14 protein-coding genes and 1 pseudogene are annotated in these 18487 nt (G+C 58.0%); 4 read left to right on the forward strand and 11 right to left on the reverse strand.

Annotated features, from left to right (window positions below; genetic code table 11):
• Positions 1-26: 26 nt before the first annotated feature.
• Positions 27-1461: pseudogene (gene treP / locus HBN68_RS06385) on the reverse strand (PTS system trehalose-specific EIIBC component).
• Positions 1462-1728: 267 nt separating this feature from the next.
• Here treP and treR point away from each other — a divergent pair.
• On the forward strand, positions 1729-2433 hold the full coding sequence (treR, locus tag HBN68_RS06390; protein WP_094993738.1) for a trehalose operon repressor: 705 nt from the start codon (positions 1729-1731) through the stop codon (positions 2431-2433).
• A 149-nt stretch (positions 2434-2582) separates the two neighbouring features.
• Here treR and guaA read toward each other — a convergent pair whose 3' ends face one another.
• The 4 genes from guaA to HBN68_RS06410 all read right to left on the reverse strand — a co-directional run bounded on the left by guaA (position 2583) and on the right by HBN68_RS06410 (position 7280).
• The gene (gene guaA, locus HBN68_RS06395; protein ID WP_169963159.1) at positions 2583-4160 is read right to left on the reverse strand and encodes a glutamine-hydrolyzing GMP synthase; all 1578 of its coding nucleotides are present in this window, start codon (positions 4158-4160) and stop codon (positions 2583-2585) included.
• Between the two features lie 102 nt (positions 4161-4262).
• Entirely contained in the window at positions 4263-5732 is a 1470-nt protein-coding gene (gene guaB / locus HBN68_RS06400) for an IMP dehydrogenase (protein ID WP_094993730.1), read from the reverse strand.
• 150 nt (positions 5733-5882) lie between these two features.
• A complete protein-coding gene (locus HBN68_RS06405) occupies positions 5883-6431 on the reverse strand; it encodes a sugar ABC transporter ATPase (protein WP_169963157.1) in 549 nt (182 codons plus the stop codon).
• 102 nt (positions 6432-6533) lie between these two features.
• Positions 6534-7280, reverse strand: a complete 747-nt coding sequence (locus HBN68_RS06410; RefSeq protein WP_169963155.1) for a sulfite exporter TauE/SafE family protein — start codon at positions 7278-7280, stop codon at positions 6534-6536.
• Positions 7281-7360: 80 nt separating this feature from the next.
• On the opposite strand from HBN68_RS06410, the gene xseA reads away from it, so the two are divergent.
• The 3 genes from xseA (at position 7361) to leuA (ending at position 11577) form a co-directional block, all read left to right on the forward strand.
• Entirely contained in the window at positions 7361-8740 is a 1380-nt protein-coding gene (xseA, locus tag HBN68_RS06415; RefSeq protein WP_169963153.1) for an exodeoxyribonuclease VII large subunit, read from the forward strand.
• A gap of 3 nt (positions 8741-8743) precedes the next feature.
• Positions 8744-9568: a M23 family metallopeptidase gene (locus HBN68_RS06420; RefSeq protein WP_169963151.1), complete on the forward strand. Its 825-nt coding sequence runs from the start codon at positions 8744-8746 to the stop codon at positions 9566-9568.
• A gap of 329 nt (positions 9569-9897) precedes the next feature.
• Positions 9898-11577, forward strand: coding sequence for a 2-isopropylmalate synthase (leuA, locus tag HBN68_RS06425; protein ID WP_094993101.1), 1680 nt, complete (start codon positions 9898-9900; stop codon positions 11575-11577).
• Positions 11578-11688: 111 nt separating this feature from the next.
• Here leuA and HBN68_RS06430 read toward each other — a convergent pair whose 3' ends face one another.
• The 6 genes from HBN68_RS06430 to hisS all read right to left on the reverse strand — a co-directional run bounded on the left by HBN68_RS06430 (position 11689) and on the right by hisS (position 18468).
• Positions 11689-12483 (reverse strand): amidohydrolase, encoded by a 795-nt coding sequence (locus HBN68_RS06430; RefSeq protein WP_094993111.1) that lies wholly within the window; start codon positions 12481-12483, stop codon positions 11689-11691.
• Positions 12471-13619, reverse strand: coding sequence for a pyridoxal phosphate-dependent aminotransferase (locus HBN68_RS06435; RefSeq protein WP_094993100.1), 1149 nt, complete (start codon positions 13617-13619; stop codon positions 12471-12473). The genes HBN68_RS06430 and HBN68_RS06435 overlap by 13 nt, the downstream gene beginning before the upstream one ends.
• A gap of 123 nt (positions 13620-13742) precedes the next feature.
• On the reverse strand, positions 13743-15212 hold the full coding sequence (der, locus tag HBN68_RS06440) for a ribosome biogenesis GTPase Der (protein ID WP_047273868.1): 1470 nt from the start codon (positions 15210-15212) through the stop codon (positions 13743-13745).
• Between the two features lie 139 nt (positions 15213-15351).
• On the reverse strand, positions 15352-16503 hold the full coding sequence (gene bamB / locus HBN68_RS06445) for an outer membrane protein assembly factor BamB (RefSeq protein WP_222931617.1): 1152 nt from the start codon (positions 16501-16503) through the stop codon (positions 15352-15354).
• The gene (locus tag HBN68_RS06450; protein ID WP_094993098.1) at positions 16496-17137 is read right to left on the reverse strand and encodes a tetratricopeptide repeat protein; all 642 of its coding nucleotides are present in this window, start codon (positions 17135-17137) and stop codon (positions 16496-16498) included. Before HBN68_RS06450 ends, bamB begins: the two co-directional genes overlap by 8 nt.
• A gap of 41 nt (positions 17138-17178) precedes the next feature.
• The gene (gene hisS / locus HBN68_RS06455; protein WP_047273862.1) at positions 17179-18468 is read right to left on the reverse strand and encodes a histidine--tRNA ligase; all 1290 of its coding nucleotides are present in this window, start codon (positions 18466-18468) and stop codon (positions 17179-17181) included.
• Positions 18469-18487 lie beyond the last annotated feature (19 nt).

The following is an 18487-nucleotide window of genomic DNA, read 5'->3' on the forward strand; positions in this document are numbered from 1 at the left end:
GCGTCATTGCCGGCAAATGACGGAAGTCAGGCCACGCGGAAACCGGGGCGGATGATTTTCATGTTCAGGACACAGGTCAGGACGAACGGCACCACGATGGCCACGAGCATCCCGATCACGAACATGGGGATGTGTTGAGGGATGATCGAGATAAAACCGGGCAAGCCGCCGACACCTATTGCCGAAGCCTGGACCTGATTTAACGACAGGAAAATGCTGCCCAGTGCCGAGCCTGTGAGCGCCGCATAAAACGGGAATTTGTAACGCAAGTTGATGCCGAACATGGCCGGTTCGGTGATTCCGAAATAGGCCGAGACTGCCGAGGTGGAGGCCATGCTGCGCTCACGCACATTGCGGCTCATGTAGAAAACCCCGAGTGCCGCGCTGCCTTGCGCCAGGTTGGACATCACAATCATCGGCCAGATAAAGGTGCCGCCCTGCGTGGAGATCAACTGCAAGTCGACCGCGAGGAACATGTGGTGCATGCCGGTAATCACCATAGGGGCATACAGCAGGCCAAAAATCAGGCCGCCGATCAGGGGGGCCAGATTGAACAGCGTGACCACGCCCTCGGTGATCAAAATACCCAGGTGCCGCGTTACCGGGCCGATGATTGCCAGCGCCAGCACACCGGTAATGACGATGGTCGTTATCGGCACGACCAGTAATTGAATGGCATTGGGCACCCGCGCACGCAACCATTTCTCGATCACGCTCATCACATAGGCGGCCAGCAGGATCGGCAGGATTTGCCCTTGATAGCCGACCCTCTCGATCTGGAACAGACCAAAAATGTCGAAGTAGGGAAGGCTTTGACCCTCCAGCCCGGCCACGGCCTTGCCATAGTTCCAGGCATTGAGCAGGTCGGGGTGGACCAGCATCAGGCCCAGCACAATGCCCAGGATTTCACTGCCGCCAAATCGTTTGGCTGCCGACCAGCGCGGGCAGAAATACAAAGGAGGTATTGGCCATCATGTTGATCAGGCTCCACAGCCCGTCCAGCTTGGGGTAGGCCTCAAGCAAGGTCTGACCTTCGATAAACATGCCCTTGGCGCCGATCAGGTTGTTGATGCCCATCAACAGGCCGGCAATGATCAGCGCGGGGAGAATCGGCATGAACACATCCGAAAACACCCGTACCAGACGCTGCATGGCGTTGGCCTTGTCGACGCCCTTTTGTTTGACGTCAGCCAGGGTGGCAGCCGCCAGCCCGGTTTGCTCGCGTAAGGCGGCATACACCTTTTCGACGTCGCCGGGGCCGATCACGATTTGAAACAACCCGCCGTTGAAGAAAGACCCCTTGACCAGATCGATCTGATTGAGCGCTGCACTGTCGACCCGATTCACGTCTTTTAGCGCCAGGCGCAGACGCGTGACGCAGTGCGCAGCCTGTTCGATGTTGTCGGCACCACCGAGGCTTTTTAGCAGCTCGCTGGCGATGGATGAGTAATCGTGGCTCATGCCGTATCTCCCGCTTGTCATTATTTTTATGGCGCGTCGTTGAGGCAGCACGCTGAAACGAAAAATACTCGTCTGTACCAGTTAAATCAATAACTGGTACAGACGAGTTGAGTTATTTTATTTTTCATTCGCGGGCACAGGATTGAGTCTGAGAGGACGTTCTGAAAACTGCGTATGAAGACTCCCAATCCTTTATGAGACTTGCGCTGCCTGAGCCCTGCCCTTAAGGTTCGGGCCCTGAGCACCCATCGGCATAGAGCCATCGCCATGACCAAATACAACCAGATCTATAGCGATCTGCTTGCCAGCATTACCACCGAGCGGCTGCAACGCGGTGCCCGCCTGCCCTCGGAAGCAGAGCTGATGACCACCTACGACGCCAGTCGCGGCACGGTGCGCAAAGCGATTGAGCAACTGCAGGAGCGCGGTTTTGCGCACAAGGTGCATGGCAAAGGGACGTTTGTACTGTCTTCCAGCCCGATTGAATTTCAACTGGGTGGCATCGTCAGCTTTCAAGAAACCTGGCCGCGGCTGGGTGAAAACGTCAGCACCGATGTCGTCGAGTTCAGCCAGGTTGCCCTCGAAGGAGCCCTGCACAAGCACATTGATGCCGAGGCAGGTAGCGCCATCACCCGCATCAAACGGGTCAGGCGCATCGATGGCAAACGCGTGATTCTGGACATCAACCACTTCGTGACCGACCTGATCCCGGGGCTGGACGAAGGCATCGCCCAGCACTCGATTTATGCCTATATCGAACAGCAACTGAAGCTGCAAATCAGCTACGCCCAGCGCACCATCGAAGCCGTGCCGCGCAGCCAGGACGATCAGCAACACCTGGACATGGACGGCCAAAGCCATGTGATCGTGGTCAGCAACCAGACGTTTTTGCAGGACGGCCGGCAGTTTGAGTACACCGAGTCGCGGCACACGCTGGACAAGTTTTACTTTTCCGATGTGGCGCGGCGCTAGGTCGTTCACTCACTGGTTGCGCGCAGGCTTGCTCTCCTCAGTGACCAGGCCCCGGACAGCCGAACAGTGACAACCCGGAGAAACAAAAAAGGCGGCCAACACTGAGTGTTGACCGCCTTTTTCACATCGAACCGGTTAACCGGCCAGACTTATTCCCACTCAATCGTTGCCGGCGGCTTGCTCGACACGTCGTAGGTGACGCGGGAGATGCCTTCGATTTCGTTGATGATGCGACCGCTTACGGTTTCCAGCAGTTCGTAAGGCAGGTGCGCCCAACGCGCGGTCATGAAGTCGATGGTTTCTACCGCACGCAGGGCCACAACCCAGGCGTAACGACGGCCGTCGCCCACAACACCTACCGACTTCACTGGCTGGAACACCACGAATGCCTGGCTGACTTTGTGATACCAGTCGGCCTTGCGCAGTTCTTCGATGAAGATGTGGTCAGCACGACGCAGGATGTCGGCGTATTCCTTCTTCACTTCACCCAGGATGCGCACACCCAGGCCCGGGCCCGGGAACGGGTGACGGTAGACCATGTCGTACGGCAGGCCCAGTTCCAGACCCAGACGACGCACTTCGTCCTTGAACAGCTCGCGCAGAGGTTCAACCAGCTTGAGGTTCATTTCTTCCGGCAGGCCGCCCACGTTGTGGTGCGACTTGATGACGTGTGCCTTGCCGCTTTTGGCGCCAGCCGACTCGATCACGTCCGGGTAGATGGTGCCTTGGGCCAGGTACTTGATGTTGTCCAGCTTGCAGGACTCGGCATCGAACACGTCGATAAAGGTACGGCCGATGATCTTGCGCTTTTTCTCAGGATCGGATTCGCCAGCCAGGTTGTTGAGGAACTGGTCTTCAGCGTTGGCGCGAATCACTTTGACGCCCATGTTCTCTGCGAACATGGCCATCACTTGCTCGCCTTCGTGCAGGCGCAGCAGGCCGTTGTCGACGAACACACAGGTCAGTTGGTCGCCAATGGCCTTATGCAGCAAGGCCGCCACGACCGAGGAGTCCACGCCGCCCGACAGACCGAGCAACACGTTGTCGGAGCCTACCTGGGCACGGATGTTGGCGATGGCGTCTTCAGCGATCTTCGACGGCGTCCACAGGGCTTCACAGCCGCAGATGTCGAGGATGAAGCGCGACAGGATGCGGCCGCCCTGCTTGGTGTGGGTCACTTCCGGGTGGAACTGAACGCCGTAGTAGCCGCGTTCGTCGTTGAACATACCGGCAATCGGGCAGCTCGGGGTGCTGGCCAGAATGTGGAAGTCAGAAGGCATTTTGGTGACTTTGTCACCGTGGCTCATCCATACGTCCAGGCCGAACAGGCCGTCGGAGTCGATGTGGTCTTCAATGCCGTCGAGCAGGCGGCTTTTACCGACTACGTCTACACGGGCATAACCGAACTCACGCAGCTCGGAACCTTCAACCTTGCCGCCCAGTTGCTCGGCCATGGTCTGCATGCCGTAACAGATGCCGAATACCGGTACGCCCAGATCGAACACGGCCTGCGGTGCGCGCGGGCTGTTGGCTTCGTGAACCGACTCCGGGCCGCCTGCCAGGATGATGCCTTTTGGGGCGAACTCGCGGATCGCGGCGTCGTCCATGTCGAACGGGTGCAGTTCGCAGTAAACACCGATCTCGCGCACGCGGCGGGCAATCAGCTGGGTGTACTGGGAACCGAAGTCCAGGATCAGGATGCGGTGAGCGTGAATGTCGAGGGCCATGACAAAATCTCGATTAATTTCAGAAACGACACGGGGCTGAATCAAACAGCCCCGGTTACTTAATTCGCATCGCACCCGGCACTGGCCTGGGTGCGATCACTATCAACCTACGCGATAGTTTGGCGCTTCCTTGGTGATCTGCACGTCATGGACGTGAGATTCAGCCATGCCGGCACCTGTGATACGCACGAACTCTGGCTTGGTACGCATTTGCTCGATGTCGGCGCTGCCGGTGTAACCCATCGAAGAACGCAGACCGCCCATCAGTTGGTGAATGATCGCTGTCAGCGAGCCTTTGTACGGTACGCGACCTTCGATGCCTTCCGGCACCAGCTTCTCGGCACCCGCAGAAGAGTCCTGGAAGTAACGGTCAGACGAACCCTGGGACTGCGACATCGCACCCAGCGAACCCATGCCGCGATAGGCCTTGTACGAGCGACCCTGGAACAGCTCGATCTCGCCCGGTGCTTCTTCAGTACCGGCAAACATCGAACCCATCATCACGCAGGACGCACCGGCCACGATGGCCTTGGACAGGTCACCCGAGAAACGGATGCCGCCATCGGCGATCAGGGGAACGCCAGTGCCTTCAAGGGCAGCAGCCACATTGGCAATCGCGCTGATTTGCGGAACGCCAACACCGGCCACGATACGGGTGGTGCAGATCGAGCCTGGGCCGATACCGACCTTGACCGCGTCAGCGCCCGCTTCGGCCAGCGCCAGCGCCGCAGCGCCGGTGGCGATGTTGCCGCCAATCACCTGAACCTCAGGGAAGTTCTGCTTGACCCAACGTACGCGGTCGATCACACCTTTGGAGTGACCGTGCGCGGTATCAACAACGACAACGTCTACGCCGGCAGCAACCAGCGCTGCAACGCGATCGGCGGTGTCTTTGCCGGTGCCGACCGCAGCGCCCACACGCAGACGACCTTGATCGTCCTTGCTGGCCAACGGGTAAGCCTTGGCTTTTTCGATGTCGTTAACGGTCATCATGCCTTTGAGGGCAAATTTGTCGTCAACGATCAGGACGCGCTCGATGCGGTGCTTGTGCAACAGCTCGCGGGCTTCTTCTTTGTCGGCACCTTCCTTGACGGTGACCAGACGCTCTTTAGGCGTCATCACATCGCGTACGGAGGCTTCCAGACGGTTTTCAAAGCGCACGTCACGGGAGGTCACGATACCGACCAGGTCGCCATTTTGCAGGACCGGAACGCCGGAGATGTTGTGCTGACGGGTCAGTTCGAGCAATTCACGGACGGTTGCATCCGCCTCGATCGTGATGGGCTCTTTAACCACACCGGCTTCGAAGCGCTTGACCTTGCGGACTTCGTGAGCTTGCTGCTCGATGGTCATGTTCTTGTGGATGATACCGATACCGCCTTCCTGAGCCATGGCGATTGCCAGACGGGCTTCAGTTACGGTGTCCATTGCGGCGGAAACCAGCGGAATATTCAGTTCAATGCCACGGGTCAAACGAGTCTTGAGGCTGACTTCGTTCGGGAGAACCTCGGAATAACCGGGGACGAGAAGGATGTCATCGAAGGTGAGTGCTTCTTGGCTGATACGCAGCATCGCTGGGGCTCCCGAGCGGGAAAATGGAAGCGCGCCATTGTACTTAAAACACCTGTGCGGCTCAACGGAAACCTTTAGAGAGTTTTGCGCTAAGGGTCAATGATTTGCTGACTCACAAGGCAGAAAAACGCCCTGGCACCGGCACAAGCGTTAAAGCTCCACCTTCACCCACGCCACCGGCTGATCCAGCCAGTCGGCAAATTCATCCAGGAAGCTCTGCTTGAAACCCGCTTCGGCCCAATTATTAAAGATGAACCCCAGATTGGAGAACGCGCACGGCTGCAAGAACAGGAAGCCATTGATGTCATCTTCATGGCCACATAACGGGCACGTGAAGTTGTCTGTACGCCCCGGCATCCAGTCTTCAAGGCTTTCGAACAACGCCTCACCGACTTCCTTGCGGCACTCGGCGCATCCGGCCTCTTCAAGAAACCCCTTGGCCGGGGTATAGATGCAGCGCTTGGTAATGATTTCCAGGCCATTGACCGGCTCCGCGAACGGCAGCGCCTCGGGATGAAGCACGACGTCGGCAGCCCCCGGCGCGATCGCATGGGCCATGCCGTTGCCGGTGCGGCCGCACGTGGTCAGGGCTTCTTCAATGATGCTCTTGCGCACCAACCAGCGCACGATCGCGCGGGCGCGCGGCTCATGAACCGGCAAGGTGGAGATTTTGGGGACGATGATGCTTTGCGAATTCATGACAAACGACACGTATAAAAAAGAAAACAAAGCCAAAAGTGTAAACACTGGCGCAGGCTGCTGGGTCTCAGGGGGCGCAGCTTAAAGCCTGATCCCCTGAGGTCAAGCGCTCAAGTAGCGGACGATCAGCGCGATGCCGCTGGCCAGCACCAGCCATGTCACCAGTCGCACAAAGGCCTCGCGGGACAATTTGCGCGTCAGTCGTCGCCCTGCCCATAGCCCAAGCGCCATTGCCGGTAACAGACACACGGCCAATAGCAGCAGAGCGCCATCGGCGTACACCCCGGCAATCACAAACAAGCTCAGGCGCACCACCGTGCTGCAACTGATCAACGCACTTTGCGTGGCCCGCGCCGCCTCTTTGGGCAAACGCGCATTGAGGTACAGCGCATACAAAAAGCCACCGCTGCCAAACAATGCACCAAATAATCCGCCCACGGTGCCGGTCGGAATCGCCCAACCGGCAGGCACGTGCTTCGGCCGTACCTTCACGGCCAAGCTATAAACCGCATACGCGCTGATGAATATTCCCATCAGCAGCAGTAATAAATCTGACTTGAGGTTCAGCAGAAACACCACCCCGACAACACAACCCAACGCCATACAAGGGAGTAAACGTAAAAGTTCGAGACGCGCCACGTCGCGACGCGCAGGCAACCAATTGCCAAATGCCGCTACACAATCAAGCAACACCAGTAGCGGGATTATTTTCGACAGGGGAAGGCACAGGATCAACAGCGGTCCCGCCACCAGCGCCGTGCCGAACCCGGCTACGCCAAACACGATGTACGCCAGTGCAATGGCCAGCTCCAGCAACAGCCACTCGCTCCCGGTATAAGGCAGATCCATGGGGCAACTTCCTTGTTTTTAGTGCGCGGACTGTAACCAGATACGTGCAGTCATAACAATCCGCCCTTATGATGGCCGACATGATTAAAGACCCCTTTGCAAGACTCAATCTCGACCGCGAAGTCCTGACCGTCAGCCAGCTCAACGGCCGAGCCCGGGTGTTGCTCGAAGACGTGTTCAGCAACATCTGGGTCGAAGGCGAAATCTCCAACCTCGCCCGCCCGGCGTCCGGCCACGTGTATTTCACACTCAAAGACAGCGGCGCTCAGGTGCGCTGCGCGCTGTTTCGCAACAATGCTGCCCGCGTGCGCCAAGCATTAAAAGACGGCCTGGCGGTCAAGGTGCGCGGCAAGGTGTCGTTATTCGAAGGCCGGGGCGATTACCAACTGATCCTCGATACCGTTGAACCCGCGGGTGACGGCGCGCTGCGGTTGGCCTTTGAGGCACTGAAAGAAAAGCTCAGCGCCGAAGGCCTGTTCAGCGCTGAACGCAAGGTTGCCCTGCCCGCCCACCCGCAGCGTATCGGGATTGTCAGTTCGCCCACCGGCGCGGTGATTCGCGACATCATCAGCGTATTTCGCCGGCGCGCACCTCACGTCGAGCTGACCCTGATTCCTACCGCCGTCCAAGGACGCGAAGCCACTGCGCAGATCGTGCGCGCGTTGAAAATGGCCGACGCGCGCGGCTTTGATGCGCTGATCCTGGCCCGTGGCGGCGGCTCCCTGGAAGACTTGTGGTGTTTCAACGAAGAGGCCGTGGCCCGCGCCATCGATGCCTGTGTAACCCCGATTGTGAGCGCTGTCGGTCACGAGACCGATGTCTCGATCAGTGACTTCGTGGCCGATGTGCGCGCGCCTACACCGTCTGCCGCCGCCGAATTGCTGGCCCCGGATTCCAGCGACTTGCAGCACCGTATTGAAAGCCTGCACAGGCGTCTGATGATGCGTATGCGTGATCGCTTGATGCGCGAACGCCTGCGCCTTGACGGGCTCGCGCGCCGCTTGCGTCACCCGGGGGAACGTCTGCGCCAGCAAGCGCAACGTCTGGATGACCTGGATATGCGCATGCGACGGGCCTTTGAACGCAGCCTCAATACGCGTCGCGAACGCTTGATTCGTCTGGAAACTCGTCTGGCAGGCCAGCATCCCGGCCGTCAGTTGGCCCTCTTGCGTCAACGCCTCGACAGCTTGGCCGAACGCTTGCCGCGGGCCATGCGTGAAGGCTTGAAAGCCCGTCGCCTGCAGTTGCACAGTCAGATGCAGACGCTGAATGTGGTCAGCCCGCTGGCTACTTTGGGCCGCGGTTACAGCATTCTGCTTGACGAGCGAGGCAACGCCATCCGCAGTGCCGAACAAACCCACAATGGCCAACGCCTGAAAGCCAAGCTCGGTGAAGGCGAACTCCACGTGCGCGTCGAGGATAATCACATCACGCCTGTCACCCTTTCACTACTGGATTAATCGATGCTGCGTTTCGCTTCTGCCTTTTTGTTGCTATGCCTGACTGTCAACGCGCACGCGGCTGACAGTTACATCACCCGCCTACTCAATAAACCGGTGCCAGGGGGCGTGGCCGTAATTGAACTGGGCAACGGCGTACAGGCGCCCAAAGCCACCTATCAGGGCAAACCGGTGCTGGTGGTCAAGGAACAGGACACCTGGCGTGCCATCGTTGGTATCCCGTTAACCGTCAAACCCGGTACTCAGTCCATCAGCACGGGAGGCCAAGACCTGAATTTCACTGTTGGCCACAAAAAATACCCCGAGCAACGGATCACGCTGAAAAATCAGCGTCAGGTCAACCCGAACCCCGCTGACATCAAACGCATCGACAACGAGCTGGCCATTCAGATCAAGGCCTACCGCACGTTCAGCCCTAATACGCCGAGCAACCTGCTGCTGGATAAACCGGTTACTGGCCCCCTGTCGAGCAAGTTCGGGGTGCGACGTTTCTTTAATGGCGAAGAACGTAACCCACACGCGGGTCTGGATTTTGCCGTGCCTGCAGGTACGCCGATCAAAACGCCCGCCGCAGGCAAGGTGATTTTGATCGGCAATTATTTCTTCAATGGCAATACGGTGTTTGTCGATCACGGCCAGGGCTTCATCAGCATGTTTTGTCACATGTCGAAGGTTGACACCCAGGTCGGGCAGCAACTGGCACGGGGTGATGTCGTGGGCAGGGTTGGATCAACCGGCCGCGCCACTGGACCGCACATGCACTGGAACGTCAGCCTGAATGATGCGCGCGTCGATCCGGCGATTTTCATTGGCGCTTTCCAGCCGTAACATTTGCACACAGCCACACAGCACAAAACGTCGACGACTCTTTATGTAGCGCAATCCACAGCAACAAATAAATTAGATTGCGCTATTTACCTTCGAAAAAATGTCATTTAAGAGCATTTCTCTCAAAGTTTTTTGGCCGCTTGCCATCCTCCCTGCCAATGGTTAGGGTTGAGGCCATGAAAACCTCTCACACCCTCATTCTGCAACGTCAACATCGCAGCCTTTGCCTCGTCAGCGCACGACTGCAAAGCTGATTGCGGTGCCTCGCCCCTCTGCTTTGTATCTCCGGTTAGCCGCCTTTTTTCGGCTCGTACAATAAGGATTGCCTGATGACCATGCTCAAAAACCCGTCTTCGAAGTACCGGCCGTTCCCTGTCATTGATTTGCCTGACCGGACCTGGCCGTCGAAAACCATCACTCAAGCACCTATCTGGTGCAGTTCCGATCTGCGCGACGGCAACCAGTCGCTGATCGAACCGATGGATGCCACCAAGAAGCTGCGCTTCTGGAAGACGCTGGTGAGTGTGGGCGTGAAAGAGATTGAAGCGTCGTTCCCGGCCGCTTCACAAACCGATTTCGACTTTGTGCGCACCTTGATTGAAGACGGCCATATACCGGATGACACGACCATTCAGGTCTTGACCCAGGGCCGTGAAGACTTGATCGCGCGCACGTTTGAATCATTGCGCGGAGCAAAAAAGGCCATCGTTCACTTGTACAACGCGACCTGCCCGGCCTTCCGCCGAATCGTGTTCAATCAGGACAAGGACGGCATCAAGGAGATCGCCGTCAGCGCAGCCAAGCTGTTCGTCAAATACGCCGCGCAACAGCCCGAAACCCAGTGGACCTTTGAATACTCGCCCGAAACGTTCAGCGCCACTGAGCTGGAGTTTGCCAAAGAAGTATGTGACGCCGTGATCGAGGTCTGGAACCCGACCCCGGAGCACAAGATGATTCTCAACCTGCCTGCAACGGTTGAATGCGCCACGCCGAATATTTATGCCGACCAGATCGAATGGTTCGGTCGCCATATCAATCGTCGCGACAGCGTCATCATCAGCCTGCACACCCACAACGACCGGGGCACCGGCGTAGCGGCCACCGAACTGGGCCTGTTGGCGGGCGCTGACCGTGTCGAAGGTTGCCTCTTTGGTAACGGCGAGCGCACCGGCAACGTCGACTTGGTGACGGTGGCATTGAACATGTACACACAGGGCCTGGACCCGCAACTGGACTTCTCGGACATCGATGGCGTGCGCAAAGTCGTCGAAGAGTGCAACCAGATTCCGGTCCACCCGCGTCACCCGTATGTGGGCGATCTTGTGCATACGGCCTTCTCCGGCTCGCACCAAGACGCTATCCGCAAAGGCTTCGCGCAGCAGAAACCGGACGCATTGTGGGAAGTCCCCTACTTGCCTATCGACCCGGCTGACATCGGTCGCAGCTACGAAGCAGTGATTCGTGTGAACAGCCAATCCGGCAAAGGCGGTATTGCTTACCTGCTCGAGCAGGAATACGGCATCAGCTTGCCGCGCCGCATGCAAATCGAGTTCAGTCAGGTCGTGCAACGCGAAACCGACCGTCTGGGCCTGGAGATGACCGCGCAGCAGATTCACAGCCTGTTGCACAGCGAATACCTGCAAGCCAACACGCCTTACGCGTTGGTGAGCCATCGGTTGCAAGAAGAGAATGGCCACAGCGCCGTCGACGTCGAGGTGTCCGCCAAGGGCGCGGGCGAAACCAACCTGCGTTGGAGCGGCAAAGGCAATGGCGCTCTGGAGGCGCTGGTAGCGGGCTTACCGGTCAAGGCCGAGATCATGGATTACAACGAGCATGCAATCGGGGCGGGCACCAATGCCAAAGCGGCGGCCTACATTGAACTGCGTGTCAACGGCGAGCGTGCCGTGCATGGCGTGGGCATCGATGAAAACATCACCACAGCCAGCTTCAAAGCCCTGTTCAGCGCACTGAACCGCGCACTGAGCGAAGCCGAGGCAAAAGCCGCGTAACGCACGCCAGCTACACAAAAGCCCCCATGGTGAACGCCATGGGGGCTTTTTTGCACGCCACACACTCAACACCCTCGCCGCCCGGTTGCGCAGGCAGGCCGGGGGTTGCCCTCAGACTTTCAGCTCGAACTCATCCGCATCGAGGTCAGCCGGAAAACGCTCACGGTAAGCAGCGAGTTCACCGGCATTCAAGCTGACTTGAAACACACCATCTGCCTCACCCGCACTGAGCAGCGACTCGCCCTGAAAATCGAGAATATGGCTGTCACCCGTGTACACCAGCCCTTTCCCATCCGCCCCGACCCGATTCACTGCAGCGACGTAACAGAGGTTTTCAATGGCGCGTGCAGGCAGCAGGCGATTCCAGTGAAGACGCCGCGCTCCCGGCCAGTTGGCGGTGTAAAGCAACAGATCGGTGTCATGGGGATCGCAACTCCAGACCGGGAAACGCAGGTCGTAACAAATCAACGGCCTGATTCGCCAGCCCTTCACTTCAAACTGAACCTGACGCTCACCGGGGGTAAAGTGTTCGTGCTCGCCCACCATACGGAACAGGTGACGCTTGTCGTAGTGCAGCACGACACCATCCGGACGGGCCCACAGCAGTCGATTGCGATGGCTGCCATCAGCCGCTTCAATAATGACGCTGCCAGTCACGACGGCATTGAGTTTTTTGGCCTGATCGCGCAACCACTGGGTAGTTGGGCCATTTTCTGCTTCAGCCAGGGCTTTGGAGTCCATGCTGAAACCGGTGGTGAACATTTCAGGCAGCACTACCAGGTCCGCGCCCGCGGCCTGCTGCAACAGCTCATCGAAATGATCGAAATTGGCCTGACGGTCATGCCAGGCCAGTGTGGTCTGGACCAGCGCCACAGTTAAATCGGGTAAACCACTTAGATCACGCATAGTTTTTCTGCTGCTTCACGCAGCGTCTCCTCGCGTTTCGCAAAACATAGGCGAACCAGCCGCTGCCCTTCGGGCGGGGTCTGGTAGAACACCGAAACCGGGATTGTCGCCACGCCATGCTCGCGGGTCAGCCACACGGCCATGTCGACATCATTAAGGTCCGGACGAATAAGGGAGTAATCAACCAATTGAAAGTAAGTCCCTGCCACCGGCTTGAAGGTAAAGCGCGATGGGTTTAACAAATCACAAAACAGGTCACGCTTGGCCTGGTAAAAAGCGGGCAGTTCTTCGACATGCTGCGGGCAGGCTGCCATAAAATCGGCCAGCGCATATTGCAGCGGCGTCACCCCGCAAAAACTGACGTATTGGTGCACTTTACGCAGCTCTGCCGTCAAGGCGGGCGGCGCAACCACATAGCCGGTTTTCCAGCCCGTGACGTGGTATGTCTTGCCGAAAGAACTGACAACGAATGCGCGATGGTACAACTCGGGATGTGACAAAACACTGACGTGGGGCACCCCGTCGAACACCAAATGTTCATACACCTCATCGCTGATGAGGTAGATGTCACGGTTTTCGATAAGTTTCGCCAACTGGTCCAGTTCCCGACGGCTGATTAGCGCGCCACTCGGGTTGTGAGGACTGTTGAGAATAATCATCCGCGTGCGTGGGCTAAGGGCCTCACTGAGTCTTTGCCAATCGATGGAGAAATCATCCAGTGCCAGCGGCACATGAACGCAACGGCCACCGGCCAGTTCGACTGAAGGCTCGTAACTGTCATAACACGGGTCGAACACGATGACTTCGTCACCCGCATGGATCACGGCCTGAATGGCACAGAAAATGGCTTGGGTCGCACCCGGCGTGATGGTGACTTCAGCGTCCGCATCCACTTTAACGCCATAGCTGCGGCTTATTTTGGCAGCCACTTGCTGACGCAGCGCGGGTAAACCGGTCATCGGGGAATATTGATTGTGGCCACTGGCAATGTGTTGACCGACGGCATCACGCAACGCTTGCGGGCCATCAAAGTCAGGGAAGCCCTGAGACAAGTTGAGTGCGCCGGTTTCCGTCGCGAGCTGCGACATGCGCGTGAAGATAGTGGTGCCGACGTTCGGCAACTTGCTGGTTATCATGGCCGTTCCCTGTTGAGTTCCCGGCACTGACTGCGGCACAGGACTCACCGAGGATAGCCCAAACACCCGGCACGAAAAAGGGCCCGTTGGGACCCTTTCTCATTACGCGTCGACGTTGCGCTATCAGCGCTTGTCTTTGCGTTTTTTCTCGGCTTTCTTGTGGTGCGACATCATGCGGCGCTTCTTGTTGACCTGACGGTCGGTCAACGAGTTTTTGTTCGCCTCGTACGGGTTCTCGCCACCTTTGAACTCGATGCGGATCGGCGTACCGACCAGTTTCAAGACACGGCGGTAGGTGTTTTCAAGGTAACGGACGTAAGACTTCGGCACCTTCTCAACTTGGTTACCGTGAATCACGATAATCGGCGGGTTAGCGCCACCCAAGTGGGCATAACGCAGCTTGATACGGCGGTTGTTGACCATCGGCGGCGCGTGCTCGCCTACCGCATCTTCAAGGATCTGAGTCAGGCGGTTGGTCGGCCAGCGTGTCACCGCAGACTTGAAGGAGTTCTGCACCGACTGGTACAGGTTACCCACGCCCGTGCCGTGCAGCGCCGAGATGAAGTGGATGTCGGCAAAGTCAACGAAGAACAGGCGGCGCTGCAGCTCGGTCTTGACGTAGTCGCGTTCGCTTGGGGTCATGCCGTCCCATTTGTTGATTGCGATGACCAGAGCGCGACCGGCCTCCAGCGCAAAACCCAACAGGTTCAGGTCGTGATCCACTACGCCTTCGCGCGCGTCCATGACAAAGATCACCACGTTGGCGTCTTTAATCGCTTGCAGCGTTTTGACCACGGAGAATTTTTCAACTTCTTCGTGGATCTTGCCGCGTTTGCGAACACCAGCCGTGTCGATCAGCGTGTACTTTTCGTCGTTACGCTCAAACGGGATGTAAATACTGTCTCGGGTAGTGCCTGGCTGGTCGTACACGATTACACGGTCTTCACCGAGCATGCGGTTGACCAGTGTCGATTTGCCGACGTTCGGACGACCGATGATCGCGATCTTGATACCGTCTTTTTCGCCCGGACCCGGAATGCGCTTGGCTTCCTCGCCTTCGAGAACGATTTCAGGTTCGCCTTCTTCGGCATCATCCTCGTCACGCGGGAAGGAGGACAACGCCACTTCGAGCAACTGCGAGATACCGCGGCCGTGTGCACCGGCGATAGGGATTGCGTCGCCCATGCCCAACGGTGCGAATTCTGCGCGTGCCATGTCCGGGTCGATGTTATCGACCTTGTTAGCCACCACGTAGGAACGCTTGTTTCGTTTGCGCAAGTGTTCGCCGATCATCTGGTCAGCGGCAGTGAAACCCGCCTTGGCATCTACCAGGAACAGCACCACATCTGCTTCTTCAATGGCCAGCAGTGACTGCTCGGCCATCTTTTCGTCCATACCGTGCTCGTCACCGGAGATACCACCGGTGTCGACCAGAATGTAGGAACGCCCTTGCCACTTGGCCTCACCGTATTGGCGATCACGGGTCAGACCGGACAAGTCGCCGACGATGGCGTCGCGAGTCCTGGTCAGGCGGTTGAACAAGGTGGACTTGCCGACGTTTGGTCGGCCCACCAGGGCGATTACGGGAACCATGCGGCTCTCCACTTCGTTATTTCAAAAAATACAAAAGCCGCTGCAGGGCAGCGGCCAGAGTTCGGAACAGCACAAAATGTGCCGCAAACCTTGCCAGAGCAAGGCTGCCTGAGGCCCTAGAGCCTCAAGCATAGACGCCTTAGCGAATGGTCAGGGCTTCCAGTTTGCCGCTGTTACCAAACACGTAAATCATGTCACCGACCACCAGCGGACGTGCCCGCAGGCCATCGCTGTCAATGCGGGTACGGCCTACGAAACGCCCGTCGACCTGGCTCAGCAGGTGCAGATAGCCTTCCATGTCGCCGACCGCTACATAGCTGGAGAACACTTCCGGTGCCGACAGCTGACGGCGGGCCAGAAATTCGTTGCTCCACAAAGCGGTGGTCGAACGCTCGTCGACGCCTTCAACAGTGCCGGACGCCAGGCTGACATAGACGCTGCCAAAACCTTGTGCGACACCGGCATAACTGGATGCATCGCGCTGCCACAGCACACGGCCGCTTTCAAGTTCCAGTGCAGCCATGCGGCCCTGATAGCTGGCGACATACAGCGTGCCACCGGACAGTAGCAGACCACCGTCGATGTCAACTATGCGCTCCAGCTCGGAACGGCCTTGCGGGATGGCAACACGCTGTTCCCATACCGGCACGCCATTACGAGTGTCCAGCGCCACCACTTTACCGGTGGAAAGACCTGCCACCGCCAAGTGATTGGTCACCACGGGGGCACCCGTTCCACGCAGGGTCAGAACACCCGGCGTGCTATCGTAGGTCCAGCGCTGGTCGCCGGTCGAGGCATCGAGGCCGATCAGGCGATCGTCCTGGGTTTGAACCACAACCACGTCGCCGTTGGTTGCAGGCGGAGCCAGGACTTCGCTGGTAACACGGGAGCGCCATTTTTCTTCGCCAGAACTGGCGTCAAGCGCAACCACTTCACCTTGCAGGGTACCCAGCAGGACCAGACCATAACCGGCGCCAACAGCACCGGACACAGGTAGTTCCAGGTCCTTTTTCCATTTGACGTCGCCGTTCATACGGTCCAGCGCCATCACGACACCCGTTACATCGGCGGCGTACAGGGTATTACCTTCAACGGCTGGCACCAGCATGTTGTAGGTTTTGCCCTGGCCATCGCCAATCGAACGGCTCCACTGCTTTTGCAAAACGACTTCTTCTTTGAAGTCGGTCAGCGCGGCCGGTGGCAGTTCTTTTTTGCTGTTGCTGCTGCAACCCGCGGCCAAAATGGCCAGAGCCAGCAATGCTGCATGTTTCCAACGAATCACGTTACGCATCCCCTTTGGCCAGGTCGTCGAGCTTGATTTGTAAGCCGCCGACTGCCGCCTCATCCGAGAGCGCCGCCTTGGCTTTTTCGTAGGCTGCACGTGCGTCATCAGTACGGCCCTGCTGAACCAGCAGGTCGCCCTTGAGCTCTTCACGGCTGGCCAGGAATGCTTTGTCCGAATCACCTTCCAGCAGCTTCAAGGCTTCATCCACCTTGTTCTGTGCAGCCAGAACCTGGGCCAGACGCTGACGCGCCACTTCGCCCAACGTAGCATTGGCAGGCTTGTCGACGATAATTTTCAGCTCATTGGCCGCGTCATCCAGCTTGCCGCTGTCAACCGCGACCTTGGCCACAAACAGACCGCCAAATTGCGCGTATGCGCTGCCGCCGTACTGGCTCTTCAGCTTGTTGGCCAGATCCGCAACTTGCGCAGCGTCAGGCTGACCATTGGGCGTCAATGTGGTTTCAAGCAGTTGTTGGTAGAGAATCGACGCACCCTGCGACTGATTGCTCTGATATTTGTGCCAAGCCTGCCAGCCGAACACCACCACCAGCGCCAGCAAGCCGCCAGTGACCAGGGGTTTGCCGTTGCGCTGCCACCAGTCTTTCAACTCGCCCAGCTGATCATCATCGTTACTCGACACCCCAACACTCCTTATTCGATAAATCGGCTGTTTTTACAGCTTCAACCCTGCACGACGCAGGTGGCCAAGTGCTCTGAAAGAGCATCCCAGGCAATAGTTTGTTGTTCGCCCTGGCCACGCAGGGGTTTGACACCTACCACTTGCCGGGCCAATTCGTCGTCGCCCAGGATCAGCGCATACAACGCGCCGCTCTTGTCGGCCTTCTTGAACTGGCTTTTAAAGCTGCCCGCGCCGGCATTGACTTGCAGGCGCAGGTTCGGCAACTGATCGCGAACACGTTCGCTCAAGGCCAGTGCGGCCAATTCAGCAGCTTCACCGAAGGCGCACAGGTACACATCGACCTGACGCGAGATTTCTTCAGGGATTTGCTCAAGGGTTTCCAGCATCAGGATCAGGCGCTCGATACCCATGGCGAAACCAACACCCGAGGTGGGTTTGCCACCCATTTGCTCAACCAGGCCGTCATAGCGGCCACCAGCACAGACGGTGCCCTGAGCGCCGAGTTTGTCAGTGACCCACTCGAATACGGTTTTGCTGTAGTAATCAAGCCCGCGAACCAGTTTCGGGTTGATGACGTAAGGTATGCCTGCCGCATCGAGACGCGCCTTGAGGCCTTCAAAGTGCACGCGGGACTCTTCGTCGAGGTAGTCCACCAGCTTGGGAGCGTCAACCAGAACTGCCTGTGTATCCGCATTCTTGGTATCCAGAACACGCAGCGGATTGGATTTGAGACGGCGCTGACTGTCTTCGTCCAGTTCGCTCAGGCGCGACGTCAGGTATTCAACCAGGGCGGCACGATAACGGGCACGGGCTTCGCTGGTGCCCAGACTGTTGAGCTCAAGTTTGACTGCGTCACGAATACCCAGCTCGCCCCACAGGCGCCAGGTCAGCACGATCAGCTCGGCATCAATGTCCGGACCGTCAAGGTTGAACACCTCGACACCCACCTGATGGAACTGGCGATAACGGCCTTTTTGAGGACGCTCGTGGCGAAACATCGGACCGACGTACCACAGTTTTTGAACCTGACCACCGCCCGTGATGCCGTGCTCTAGTACAGCACGCACGCAGGCCGCGGTGCCTTCGGGACGCAAGGTCAGCGAATCGCCGTTGCGGTCTTCGAAGGTGTACATCTCTTTTTCGACAATGTCGGTCACTTCACCGATTGAGCGTTTGAACAGCTCGGTGAACTCAACGATCGGCATGCGGATTTGTTTGTAACCGTAGTTATCCAACAGCCGCGCGACCTTGCCCTCAAAAAAACGCCATAGGGGCGTCTGCTCGGGCAGGATGTCGTTCATGCCACGAATGGCTTGCAGTGACTTGCTCACAAAAAATCCTTAATTCGTT

Origin of the sequence: Pseudomonas sp. WS 5078, from assembly GCF_012985745.1 — a bacterium.
GTDB lineage: Bacteria > Pseudomonadota > Gammaproteobacteria > Pseudomonadales > Pseudomonadaceae > Aquipseudomonas > Aquipseudomonas lundensis_A.